Annotated in this window: 10 protein-coding genes; 6 read left to right on the plus strand and 4 right to left on the minus strand. The window is 67.5% G+C overall.

Translation table 11 applies throughout. The annotated features are described in order from the left end of the window. The first annotated feature begins 451 nt into the window (after positions 1 to 451). Positions 452 to 1,696 carry an MFS transporter gene (locus AC24R4_RS09070; RefSeq protein ID WP_400395211.1) on the plus strand — a complete coding sequence of 415 codons (1,245 nt, stop codon included), beginning with the start codon at positions 452 to 454 and terminating at the stop codon, positions 1,694 to 1,696. Here AC24R4_RS09070 and AC24R4_RS09075 read toward each other — a convergent pair. After that, on the minus strand, positions 1,680 to 2,831 hold the full coding sequence (locus AC24R4_RS09075) for a zinc-binding metallopeptidase family protein (RefSeq protein WP_400395209.1): 1,152 nt from the start codon (positions 2,829 to 2,831) through the stop codon (positions 1,680 to 1,682). The two genes, AC24R4_RS09070 and AC24R4_RS09075, sit on opposite strands and share 17 nt — an antisense overlap. Before the next feature lie 114 nt (positions 2,832 to 2,945). After that, positions 2,946 to 3,695, minus strand: a complete 750-nt coding sequence (locus AC24R4_RS09080) for a DUF2076 domain-containing protein (protein ID WP_487522786.1) — start codon at positions 3,693 to 3,695, stop codon at positions 2,946 to 2,948. Between the two features lie 130 nt (positions 3,696 to 3,825). Here AC24R4_RS09080 and pip point away from each other — a divergent pair, with 130 nt between their 5' ends. Beyond that, a complete protein-coding gene (gene pip / locus AC24R4_RS09085) occupies positions 3,826 to 4,776 on the plus strand; it encodes a prolyl aminopeptidase (protein WP_400395297.1) in 951 nt (316 codons plus the stop codon). 395 nt (positions 4,777 to 5,171) lie between these two features. On the opposite strand, the gene AC24R4_RS09090 is transcribed toward pip, so the two are convergent. Beyond that, entirely contained in the window at positions 5,172 to 7,610 is a 2,439-nt protein-coding gene (locus tag AC24R4_RS09090; RefSeq protein ID WP_400395299.1) for a DUF3772 domain-containing protein, read from the minus strand. 154 nt (positions 7,611 to 7,764) lie between these two features. On the opposite strand from AC24R4_RS09090, the gene AC24R4_RS09095 reads away from it, so the two are divergent. Together AC24R4_RS09095 and AC24R4_RS09100 are read left to right on the plus strand one after the other, a co-directional pair. Further along, positions 7,765 to 8,169, plus strand: coding sequence for a VOC family protein (locus AC24R4_RS09095; RefSeq protein ID WP_400395301.1), 405 nt, complete (start codon positions 7,765 to 7,767; stop codon positions 8,167 to 8,169). Between the two features lie 117 nt (positions 8,170 to 8,286). Next, positions 8,287 to 8,664 carry a c-type cytochrome gene (locus AC24R4_RS09100; RefSeq protein WP_487523001.1) on the plus strand — a complete coding sequence of 126 codons (378 nt, stop codon included), beginning with the start codon at positions 8,287 to 8,289 and terminating at the stop codon, positions 8,662 to 8,664. Between the two features lie 9 nt (positions 8,665 to 8,673). Here the strand turns inward: AC24R4_RS09100 and AC24R4_RS09105 are convergent, their stop codons facing one another. Further along, complete coding sequence (locus AC24R4_RS09105; RefSeq protein ID WP_400395054.1) at positions 8,674 to 9,564, minus strand: LysR family transcriptional regulator; 891 nt, start codon at positions 9,562 to 9,564, stop codon at positions 8,674 to 8,676. A 117-nt stretch (positions 9,565 to 9,681) separates the two neighbouring features. Here AC24R4_RS09105 and AC24R4_RS09110 point away from each other — a divergent pair, with 117 nt between their 5' ends. Together AC24R4_RS09110 and AC24R4_RS09115 are read left to right on the plus strand one after the other, a co-directional pair. After that, positions 9,682 to 11,238: an AMP-binding protein gene (locus AC24R4_RS09110; RefSeq protein ID WP_400395052.1), complete on the plus strand. Its 1,557-nt coding sequence runs from the start codon at positions 9,682 to 9,684 to the stop codon at positions 11,236 to 11,238. Positions 11,239 to 11,256: 18 nt separating this feature from the next. Next, positions 11,257 to 12,432, plus strand: coding sequence for an acyl-CoA dehydrogenase family protein (locus AC24R4_RS09115; RefSeq protein ID WP_400395050.1), 1,176 nt, complete (start codon positions 11,257 to 11,259; stop codon positions 12,430 to 12,432). Positions 12,433 to 12,473 lie beyond the last annotated feature (41 nt).

Below are 12,473 nucleotides of genomic sequence, written 5' to 3' on the forward strand. Positions count from 1 at the left end.
TCCCACCCGATAAAACGCGCGGCACCCGGCGCCATGCTTCGTGGGTACGGTGCCCCGGCGTCGCATGTATCCAGCATAGGGCGACGCGTGCATGCCCCGCCATGCTCTTGTGCCCTATCCCACAGTGGCGGACCCGCACCTGGATACCGGCGGATACAGGACTTCGGCGAAGGGGCATTGCGCCGGGCTCCGGCAGCGAAAACGGTTTTGCTTCACAATAGCGCCCTCGCGTAGTCGGTGCCGTCCCCGGCGGCACAGCGTAGTACTACGTAGCAGCATCACCCCGTTTTTTACCCCGTATCACCGGTATCACCCGCATCACCCCGTATTACCCCGTATTACCTACTACGACGCCGCACCGGAGCACGCTGGAGCCCCCGAGGCAGGACGCAAGATCCTGCCCGCCAGTCCGCGGCGCAAAGCCATAACAAGTGTCTCGCGATCTCTCCTCATGACTGTTCCTTCCGGAAATTTCAGTAACGTCCCCGATCCTGCCTCGCATGCGCTCGCCGATACGCCCCGCGACCGTGCCGCCGACCGCCGCGCGCTGCTGGCGCTGGGCGTGGGCAGCTTCGGCATCGGCACGGGCGAGTTCGTCATCATGGGCCTGTTGCCCGATGCCGCACGCGACCTGGCCATCAGCATCCCCGAGGCCGGCCACCTGATCAGCGCCTACGCGCTGGGCGTGGTGATCGGCGCGCCGCTGCTGGCGGTGCTGGGCGCGCGCTGGCCGCGCCGCAACCTGCTGATCGCGCTGATGGCGTTCTTTGCCGTCGGCAACGTGGCCAGCGCGCTGGCGCCAACCTATCTGTCGATGCTGGTCCTGCGGTTGCTGACCGGCTTTCCGCATGGCACCTACTTTGGGGTGGCGGCGCTGGTGGCGGCCGGGCTGGTGCCGCGCGAGCGCCGCGCCCAGGCCGTGGGCCTGGTCATGCTGGGCCTGACCGTGGCGACGCTGGTGGGCGTGCCCATCGCGGCCGGCATCGGCACGTGGCTGGGCTGGCGCGCCGCGTTCATGATCGTGGGCGCGATTGGCGCGCTGACGGTGCTGCTGGTCTGGCGCTGGGTGCCGTTCGTCCCGGCCGACCGCCATGCCAGCCCGCTGCGCGAACTGTCGGCGCTGGCGCGCAAGCAGGTGTGGTTCACGCTGGCCATCGGCGCGATCGGCTTTGGCGGCATGTTCGCCGTGTTCAGCTATGTCAAGCCGACCATGCTCGAAGTGGCGCACATGCCGGCCAGCGGCATTCCGATCGTGCTGGCGCTGTTCGGCGTCGGCATGGTGGCCGGCAACCTGGCGGGCGCCAAACTGGCCGACCGCGCATTGATGCCGACCGTGGGCGGTGTGCTGGTGTGGTCGGCGCTGGTGCTCGGCGCGTTCGTGTTCACGGCGCACCACGCCTGGCTGGCGTCGCTGAACGTGATGCTGGTGGGGACGGCGGTGGCGTTGGGCCCGCCGCTGCAGATCCGGCTGATGGACGTGGCCGGCGATGCACAGACGCTGGCCGCCGCGCTCAATCATTCGGCCTTCAACATGGCCAACGCGCTGGGCGCGTGGCTGGGCGGCGTGACCATCGCCGCCGGCATGGGCTGGACATCCACGGGCTGGGTGGGCGCGCTGCTGGCGCTGGGCGGCCTGGTGGTGTTCGCGTGGTCACTGTCCAGCGCGCCGCGCCGCGACGTTACCGTGACGGCTTGATGTCGGGGTTGGCGGCAGGCGCGCCGGCTGGCTTGGCCGCGGGCTCGCCGGCCGGCTGCGGCGCGGGGCTGGCATGCTCGCGCGCCGCCGCATCGATCACGCGATGCACGAACTCCAGCTTGGCCACCACGGCCGGCGACAGTGTGAACGGGTAGCCATCCGGCACGCCCAGGCTGCGGTTCAGGCTGTTCAGTACGTAGGTCAGCGGAAACCAGCGTTGCATCAGGCTGCGGAAGCTGGCGTCCTCCACGGGCGTCCGGTCGGTCAGCGTCGGCTCGCGCGGGCTTTCCGGCTTGAGCACCAGCCCGCACGACTGGGCTGTGTCAAGCGTATCCACCATATGCAGGTAGTGGGCCCAGGTTTCGGCCCAGTCTTCCCACGGGTGCATCGTCGCGTAGGCGCTGACGAACGACGCCTGCCAGTCGGGCGGCGCCCCATGGTCGTAGTGCCGTTGCAACGCCGCCGCGTAGTCGGCGCGTTCGTCGCCGAACAGCTTGCGGAACGGTTCGATGCGCCGCGTGCCGGCAACCAGCCGGTTGAAGTAGAAATGTCCCACCTCGTGCCGGAAGTGCCCCAGCAGGGTGCGATAGGATTCGCCCATCTCGGTGCGGGTGCGCTCGCGGTACGCGTCGTCGGCTTCGGCGATGTTGATGGTGATGCGGCCGTTGTCGTGCCCGGTCATCGCCGGGTCGTGCGGGCCGGTGTTGGCCAGGAAGTCGAACTGCAGGCCCGATACGGGGTCGTCGTCGCGCGAGATGACCGGCAACCCCAGCGACAGCAGCGTATAGAGCAGGCGCCGCTTGGCGGATTCCAGCCGGTACCAGTACAGGCGGTTCTCGGGTGCGTCGAGGTTGGGGATGGTGTGGGTCAGCTTGCACGCCTCGCACAGCGTGCCGGGATCGTCCGCGGGCACCATCCAGTTGCAGACGGCTTCCACCTGGTAGTTGTGACAGCGGCGAAACATGACGCCGTGGGCATCGGGATGCAGGCTGCGCCAGCCGGCAGCATCGTCGCCCTCGAAGGCTGCCAGCTGCGATATCGCAGGAATGAAGCCAAGCGTGGCCTGGCAGCGTTCGCAGGCGATGTTCTCGAAGAACACCAGGTTGTCGCAGCGATTGCAGTGGAACGTCTTCATGGCGCCGGCTCCCCTTGCCGGGCAGGCGGCGCCCGGTTGCCCTGATCGTGCCCGCAACGGAGCGGGCCGGCAACCGGAGGCTGTCCTACAAAGGCGGCCTGGGCCGCCGCCAGGTCAGAAGAACGACGAGTCGTCGTCCTGGCTGGCGTCGACGTAGTCGTCCAGCCCGTTGTCCAGGTTGCCGTTGTCGGCCAGCAGCGCGTTGTCGCGCTGGCTGCCGCCACCGTTATCGTCGCCGTAGAAGTTGTTCACCACGGTCTCGGAACCTGCCGCCGGCTGGCCGCCAAAAAACCCACCGCCGCTGTTGCCGCGATGGAACAGGTTTTCGATCCCCTGGAACAGCATCGCGCCGCCCGCCACACCGGCAGCCGTGGTGGCGATGGTGCCGAGCGTGCCGCCCAGCCCGCCGCCCAGGAAGCCCGGACGGGCCGCCGGGGCCGATTGTGCCGATTGTGCCGGCGCGGCCTGGTACTGCGGTGCGGCAGGGGGCGCGGAAGGATAGGGCTGCTGCGGCGCGTACTGCGGCGGGTAGTGCGGCGGGTACTGCGGCGCCGGGGCAGCCTGCGGCGCGCGGCCGGCGCTGTTGCCCCAGGTGGCGTCGTTGTCCAGGAAGCCGCGTCCGCCGGTGCCATTGGCGGCCTGCGCCGCCTGCAGCTGCGCCTGGAGCGAATGGATCTGCGCCTGCGCCTGTTGCAGCGCGCGGTCGAGCAGCATCGACCGCTGCACCAGCAGATAGGCGGTATCAGGCTGGCGGGCGGCGGCATCGGCAATCATTGCCGCCGCCTGGGCGTCCTTGTTGTCCACGCGCGCCTGGGTCAGCTGGTTCAGGAAGGCTTCCAGTGCTTGCACGTCTTGGGGAGTCATGGCTTCACCTCTTGGGGTTCAGTTGCGGTACGGCTCAAATCTAGGGCCGCAGACTTAAACGAAACTTAAAGCAACCGGCGGGGCCGGGGGCTACACTTTTGTTTCGAATGATCTTCACGCGAAACAATTCATGTCCGCCCTGCGCACGCTCTATCCCGAAATCGAACCCTACGAGACCGGCACGCTCGACGTGGGCGACGGTCATGTCCTGTATTTCGAACGCGTCGGCACGCGCGGCGCCAAGCCGGCCGTCTTCTTGCATGGCGGGCCCGGCGGCGGCATTTCGCCGGACCATCGCCGCCTGTTCGATCCGGCGCGCTACGACGTGCTGCTGTTCGACCAGCGCGGCTGCGGGCAATCCACGCCGCATGCGTCGCTGGAGGCCAATACCACCTGGCATCTGGTGGACGACATCGAGAAGCTGCGCCAGTTGATCGGCGTGGAACAATGGCTGGTGTTCGGCGGCTCCTGGGGCTCCACGCTGGCGCTGGCCTACGCGCAGACCCATCCGGCGCGTGTCAGCGAACTGGTGCTGCGCGGCGTCTACACGGTCTCGCAGGCCGAGCTCGACTGGTACTACCAGTTCGGCGTGTCGGAGATGTTTCCCGACAGCTGGGCGCGCTTCCAGGCCCCGGTGCCTGCCGCCGAGCGCGGCAACATGATGGCGGCCTATCGAAAGCTGCTGACCGGCGATGACCGGCAGAAGCAACTGGAAGCCGCGCGCGCCTGGAGCGTCTGGGAAGCCGAGACCATCACGCTGCTGCCCAACCCGGACATTGCGGCCAAGCACGACGAAGGGCACTTCGCGCTGGCCTTCGCGCGCATCGAGAACCACTACTTCACCCATCGCGGCTGGCTCGACGACGGCCAGCTGCTGCGCGATGCCCACAAGCTGGCCGGCATTCCCGGCGTGATCGTGCATGGCCGCTACGACATGCCGTGCCCGGCACGCTATGCCTGGGCGCTGCATCAGGCATGGCCCGACGCCGACTTCCACCTGATCGAAGGCGCGGGCCATGCATGGACAGAGCCCGGCATCATGGACCAGCTCCTGGCCGCCACCGACCGCTTTGCGGCGTAGATTCGCGGCAAATCGAGGAAAGGATCTACCCGCCGCAAAGCGCGTGGCGATCGAACGATCGTGCGCCTATACTGGCCTCTGTTGCGTTGCAGCAATGTCTGCCGGACGGGCGGACATGGTTGTTGCAGGGTCCGAAGTCAGAGTCTGGAGAGCACGATGGTTCCTTGCGAACTTTGCAAGAACCTGCTGGGTCGTCCCGGTCATGTTCCGCCCCATCCGCGCCTGGCGCGGTCCGGTGATGCGACGATGCACGCCGGCAGGCAGGTCTTTGTCTACACATGCCAGCATTGCCATCAGAGGATCGTGCTGTCCACGCACGATGATGGCGCCGATTACTGGACCGGGCACGAGCCCGGCGGACCCTAGGCCCGCCGGGGCCGCGCCCGTAGCGGCCGTCAGGTGCCCAGCGCCGCCGCCATGTTTTCCACGCGCAGCGTCTGGGGTTCGGACAGCGAGATATTGGCCGCCCGCAGCCGCTTGAGGATCTCGAACAGCAGGTCGCTCTTGGTGCCCGCCGCAATGCGCGGACTGCTCACATAGCCCGTGACGCTCAGCGTGATGCCATTGGGCGCCAGCTGGCTGAACGTGACCGATGGCGCGGGAATGTCCAGGATGCTGTCGTTCTCGCGGTAGACCTCCAGCAGCAGGTCGCGCACCGCTTCGGGGTCGGTGTTGAGCGGGAACGTGAGCTGCAGCGTGGCCACGCCCTGCGTGCTGTTGCTCATCGTGACGTTGCGAACATTCTGCGAGATCAGCTGCGAGTTCGGCACGATCACCGTCGAGCGGTCTCCCAGCTGGATTTCCGTGGCGCGCACGTTGATGCGGCGGATATCGCCTTCCACGCCGGCCAGGCTGACCATGTCGCCCACTTTCACCGGGCGCTCGGTCAGCAGGATCAGGCCCGACACGAAGTTCTTCACGATCTCCTGCAGGCCAAAGCCGATACCCACTGACAGCGCGCTGACGATCCACGCCAGGTTTTCCCATTTCACGCCCAGCAGCGACAGCGTCAGCAGCACCAGCAACACGTAGCCGACATTGCTGAACAGCGTGATCAGCGATGCGCGCAGGCCCGGCTCGGCGCAGAGCTTGGGCAGCAGTTCGGCGTCGAGCCAGCGGCGCACCGAGCGCAGCAGCCAGATGCCCACGGTCAGCGCGATCACCGCATTGAGGATGCGGTCCGGCATGATGTTCATGCTGCGCAGCCGTTCGCCGCCCAGCACGATCAGCAGGCTGTTGAGCAGGTCTACCGGCGTGGTGCCGAAGCCGCCCGTCAGCAGGGCCAGCACCGCCAGCAACAGCAGCACGCTGGCACCGATGCCGGACAGCACCGTCGACACCTGTTCCAGGTGCGAATCGCCCACCCCGAACAACTGCTTGATGATCCGGCCGCTGCGATGGCTGGCCGAGAACAGCGCCTCGCAGATGTCGCGCGTCAGCTGGGTCAGCAGGTACAGGCTGCACAGCACGATGTCGAACCAGACCAGTTCGTAGGTCAGGAAGCGCGCGAAGCTGATGTAGCCGATCAGCAGCGCACCGAACGACACCGCCACGATCAGGGTGACGGCCGCGTGGATCAGCCCGGCCAGCGTGGCGCGCTCTTCAGGCCGCTCGCCGGCGGCCACCAGTTCGCTGCGCACGCGGTTGGCGCGCAGCAGCGCCGCACCGATGGTCAGCACCACCACCAGCGAGACCAGGCCGCGTCCGAGCAGCGTGACCTGCACCGTGGTATCGGCCATGCGGTTCAGTTGTTCCACCGTGCCCGCGAGCAGCAGCAGGCCCGCCAGCACCGTGGGAAACGGCCGCATCGCCAGCGCCACCGGGTCCGCCAGCGCGGGCAGCCGCCAGCTCGGATGCCGCGTGCAGAGCAGCGCGCGCCCCAGGCCGGCGATCAGCGCGCTGGTCATGGTCAGCTTGGCGATCTCGTTCATCAGGTCCTGCAGCGCGGGCGATATCTCGTCGCCGCCCGTAAAGGCCGCATAGACGATGCGCACGGCCAGCGCCGTGGTGGCCACGGTGGTCAGCGCCGTGGCCAGGGCCAGCGCGCTGCGGCGCAGGCGCGTTTCAGGCAGCTGGGTCAGGCAGAACCATGCCAGCCCGCGTTCCAGCAGGCGCCGGCCCAGCGACCAGACCGCCAGCGCCAGGGCCAGCAGGATGATGGTCTTGCCGCGCTGCGATGCATCCCAGGCCAGCCGGATGCGGGGCCCGATGTCGTCGGTAAAGTTGCCCAGGCGCTCGCGGTCTTCCTCGGACACCTTGAACAGCGGCGTCCAGAAGGCGGGGTTCAGGATGCTGTCCGAGCGCAGCGCGAGCTGGTCCTTCAGGCGGCTGCGCTGCAGCTTGGCCAGCTGGTCGCGCAGGTGGGCGATGTTGTCCTTGCTGTCGGCGGCCTGCTTCAGTTCGTCGTCGAGCTGGCTCTTGCGCGCGTTCAGCTCCGCCCGCTGCCTGATGACGGCGGGCGCTTCCTTGGCGGCGTCCTTGGCCTTGCTGTCAGGGCTGGCTTCGGGCGGCGGCCCGAGCAGGTCTACCTGTGCCTGCAACTGGGCGCGCTGCGGCGTCAGCGCCGCCGTGAGCTTGTCGACATCGTCGTCGAGCTGCTTCAGTGTGTCGTTGAGATCGCCCAGCTTGATGATGCCGGACGCACTGGACGCCTGCTGTTTCACGCGATCCTGCTCGGACTGCAGGCGTTTCAGTTCGGAGATGGCTTCGGCGTGCGTCAGCGTGGGAATTTGCTGCGCTTCCGCCTCGGAGGCGGGTTCGGCCGCGAAACCTGCGGGCACTTGAATCAGTGCCGCGATGACAAGGCTCATGATGAGCCAGGAGATTCGGCGCATGACTTGGGGCGCGGTGGTTGACCGGCCCGGCAGTATAAAAGCCGCGCTCCGCTGGCCCGGTGTACATTACGCCTTGCACTGCACAGCTACACATGCTGTTACATAATCGCCGCTCCCGGGGCCACCTCGGGGACCACGAAAGGACGCCCCCGCCATGACGCTAGCGATCGAACGCCTTGACCATATCGTGCTCAATGTGAAGGACGTGGAGGCCAGCGTGGCCTGGTACGAACAGGTGCTGGGCATGCAGCGCGAAGACTTCGCGTCCCGCACGGGCCAGCGCGTGTCCGTCAAGTTCGGTCAGCAGAAAATCAACCTGCGCCCGGTGGACGAAGACACGGTGGCGTGGTTCACCGGCGTCCACCCGACATCGGGCAGCGACGATCTGTGCTTTATCACGAAGATGCCGCCGCAGGAGGTGGTCGCCCATTTCCTGGCACACAAGGTGGCCGTGGAAGTGGGACCGGTGCAGCGCACCGGCGCGCTGGGGCCGATGACGTCCGTGTATTGCCGCGATCCCGACGGCAACCTGATCGAAGTGGCGAGTTATCCGGTGTAGCAATACGCCTCGTGCGGCGAGTGCCTGCCCTCTCCCCCAACCCCTCTCCCGCGCGCGGGAGAGGGGAGCCACCCGGCAGCGTGCGACATGCCGCCCGCTGACTTCCCCTTGCGCATCATGAAGTCCGCTGCACCGCTTGCATTCACGCTGTTTGCCGTCACCGCCGCCCATGCCGCCGGCGACATCGACAAGGGCAAGGACATCTTCGCCACGCGCTGTGCGTCGTGCCACCACGTGGGTCCGTCGGCCCGGGCGGCCTTCGGGCCGCAGCTGAACGGCGTGTTCGGCCGCAAGGCTGGCGGGACCGATGACTACCGTTATTCCGATGCGATGAAGGCGTCCCCCGTGGTCTGGGGCGACGACACGCTGCGCGCGTTCCTGCAATCGCCGGCCAAGGTCGTGCCTGGTACGAAGATGCGCTTCTGGGGCATGAGCAACGCGCGCCAGCTGGACGACCTGCTGGCCTACCTGCGCACGTTCCCGCCGCAGCCATAGCGGCAGCCGTTATGCCACGTGGGCTTCGAGGATGTCGATCATCCGCTGCGCCAGCGGGGACAGGTAGGCCCCTGCGCGAGTGATCACGCCCACGCGGCGCCCCAGGTCCAGCGCATCGGCGCGCAAGGCAATGGGCCGCAGGCCCAGGCGCTTGCTGTTGGTGGTCGATCCGGCAATGCACAGCATCTCGGTGCCGCGCACCAGGTCGAACAGCGTGGCGCTGCCGAAATCGGTCTCCACGCGCAGCAGGGGCGCCGGCAGGCCGATGCTGGCAAAGGCGCTGTCGATCTGCTGGCGGATCAGTACGTGCCCGGTCGGCAGCAGCCAGTGCTGGCCCACCAGATCGGCCAGCGTCAGGTCGCGCCGGCGCTGCAGCGGATGGTTTTCATCGGCCACCACGGCCAGGCGGTCGGTAAACAGTTCTCGCGTGGCCAGCGCCGGGTTGGCCTGGCGCGGCAGCGGGGCCACGGCCAGGTCCAGATCGCCGGCCTGCACCTGGTCCATCAGCTCGCGCGCCACGCGCATGCTCAGGCGCAGCCGCGCCACGGGCCGTTCGCGCAGCAACTGCTGGCAGGCGCCCAGCACCAGCGCGTTGGGCATCGAAGGCGAATAGCCCAGCCGCAGCAGGCCCTGTTCGCCGGTCTGGATGCCGCGCATCTCCTTGATGGCATCGTCGTATTCGAGCCGTATGCGCCGTGCCCGCTCCAGGAATACCGTGCCGGCCTGGGTCACGCGCATGCCCAGCGTGGTGCGCTCGAACAGCGGTACGCCAAGTTGCGCCTCGACCCGCTGGATCGCCTTGGTCAGCGCGGGCTGGGTCATCCCAAGGGCCTCCGCCGCGCGCCCAATGCCGCCGTGGGCGCCCACCGCCAGCACATAGTCCAGATCACGCGTTTCCATCGTGTCTTGTGTTCCTCATTCCTGTTGGTTATGACTTGATGCCAGTCGCGACATTGTGGTGATGCCCGCCATCTTACAGACTTGGCTCACACCACAACATTCCAATGGGAGACCACGATGACGTTCGCCTACTTCCTCCGGCGTGCGGCGCGCTACTGGGGCGACAACCCCGCCGTGCTGTACCGCGACCGCGTGCTGACCTACCGCCAGCTGGACGAACGCTCGACCCGGCTGGCCAATGCGCTGCTGGCGCTGGGCCTGCGGAAGGGCGACCGCGTGGCGATCCAGTCGCGCAACTGCCCGCAGATCGTCGAGATCGAATGTGCGCTGTACAAGGCAGGGCTGGTCAAGGCGGCGCTGAATCCGCGCTTCACCGCTAACGAGGCATCGGACGTGGTCGAGAACTGCACCCCGCGCGTGATGATCGCGGGGCCCGGCTATACCGGCTATACCCGTGACACACGCGGGTTTGGCTGCGTCGAGCATTTCATTGCCATTGCGGGCGCGGACGAAGGTGCCTATGCAGCCTACGAATCCCTCATCGAGCGCGGCGCGAATTCGGCAATCGACTATGTTCCGCGGCCCGACGACCTGGCCGTGCTGCATTTTTCGTCCGGTTCGACGGGCAAGATCAAGGCGGCCATGCAGAGCTACGGCAACCGGCTGGCGTCGATGCGCAAGATGATCCTGACCATGGACCGCCCGGCGCGCCCCGGCGACCGGCTGGCGCTGATCGGCCCGGTCACGCATGCGTCGGGCATGCTGGTGCAGCCCTATCTGTTCCTGGGCGCCACGCTGGTGCTGTTCGAGAAGTTCGAGCCCGCCGGCTTTCTGGCCGATGTGGCGCGCCTGAAGCTGACCCACGTCTTTATGGTGCCGGCCATGATCAACATGCTGCTGGCCGAGCCGACCCTGGCCACGGCCGACCTGAGCAGCCTCAAGACGCTGGCCTACGGCGCCGCGCCGATGGCGCCGGCGCGCATCCGCGAGGCCTGGGAACGCATCGGCCCGGTGCTGTCGCAAGGCTACGGCGCCAGTGAATCGACCTCGGGCGTGACGCGCCTGTCCACGGCCGACCACGCGCTGGCGATCGAAAGCAAGCCCGAGCGGCTGGCATCGTGCGGCCGTGCGCTGGGCGAAACCGAAGTGCGCGTGGTCAACGAACGTGGGGAGGAAGTCAGCGGCGATGAAATTGGCGAACTGGTGATCCGGGGCGAGGACGTGTTCCAGGGCTACTGGGGCGAGCCCGATCTGACGCGCGAAGTGCTGATCGACGGCTGGCTGCATACCGGCGACCTGGCGCGCGTGGATGCCGATGGCTACCTGTACCTGGTGGACCGCAAGAAGGACATGATCATCTCGGGCGGCTTCAACGTGTATCCGACCGAGGTCGAAGCCACGCTGTACCAGCATCCCGACGTGATGGAAGCCTGCGTGATCAGCGTGCCCGACGACACCTGGGGCGAAAGCGTCAAGGCTGTGGTGGCGCTATGGCCGGGCCGGCAGGCCAGCGCCGCCGAGCTGATCGGGCACTGCCGCGCGCGCATTGCCGACTACAAGTCGCCGCGTTCGGTGGATTTCGTCGCCGAACTGCCCAAGAACGCCAGCGGCAAGCTGGCACGCAAGCTGGTGCGCGAGCAGTACTGGCTCGGCGCCAGCCGCCGCGTGAACTGATCCACGGAGAAGAGACACATGTTCGACCATCTGACCAATCCCGTGCTGATCGAAACGCGCGCGGCGGTGCAGCGATTCATCGACGAGGAACTGCTGCCGCTGGAACGCGAACTGGGCCTGGGCACCGAAGACCCGTGGCCGCGTGATGTGCTGCGCAACGTCTGGCGCCGCTCCAGCGAACTGGGGCTGTACGCGGCCTGCCTGCCGGTGGAGCTGGGCGGCAAGGGCCTCAATATCTCGGAACAGTGCGCGCTGAAGGCCGATCTGGCCGCCAGCGGCGCGGTGCTGGCGCCGCACGTGCTGGGCGACCTGGGCGGGCCGCCGCGCGTGGGCAATATGCTCAAGTACGCCACGCCGGACCAGGTGGCGCGCTATTTCCGGCCGGTGATCCGGGGCCAGAAATCCACCTGCTTCGCGCTGACCGAGCCGCATTCGGGCTCCGATGCGCAGAGCATCCGCACCAGCGCGGTGGTGGAGGGCGACGAGCTGGTCATCAACGGCGAGAAGCACTACATCAGCGGCGCGCCGTTTGCGGACTTCGCCATCGTGATGTGCGTGACCGATACCACCACCACGCCGCCGTCGATCACGGCCGTGCTGGTCGATCTGGACCTGCCCGGCGTGACCGTCAGCACCGAGTACGTGCCGATGTCGGGCCAGCATATCGACGCCGACATCCGCTTCGAGAACGTGCGCGTGCCGCGCGCCAACATCTTTGGCGGCGAAGGCCGGGGGTTCAAGCTGGGTATGTCACGCATCAACGTGAACCGGCTGCTGCATTGCCCGTCGATGCTGGGGCTGGCCACGCGCGCCTACGAGGCATCGGTGGCATACGCGGGCCAGCGCCGCCAGTTTGGCGGGCCGATTGCGCGCTTCCAGGCCATCCAGCATATGCTGGCCGACATGGCGGCGGCGCTGTGGGCGTGCGAGAGCATGATCGCCCAGACCGCGCTGCTGGCCGATGCCGGTGCCGACCTGCGCATGAAGGCGGCCGCGTGCAAGCTGTTCGTGTCGGAACGCTGCTTCGAGGTGGCCGACAAGGCCGTGCAGATCCACGGCAACCTGGGCGTCACGCGCGGGCATCCAGTCGAGCAGACCTGGCGCAAGCTGCGCATGTTCCGCATTTTCACCGGCACCAGCGAGATCCAGCGCAACACCATCGCCAAGGCCATCCTGGACCCGGCTGGGGCCTGACTGCGCGCCACACACACGCCGCACATCAAAAAAACGCAGGA

It is taken from the genome of Cupriavidus sp. CER-90 (assembly GCF_057652055.1).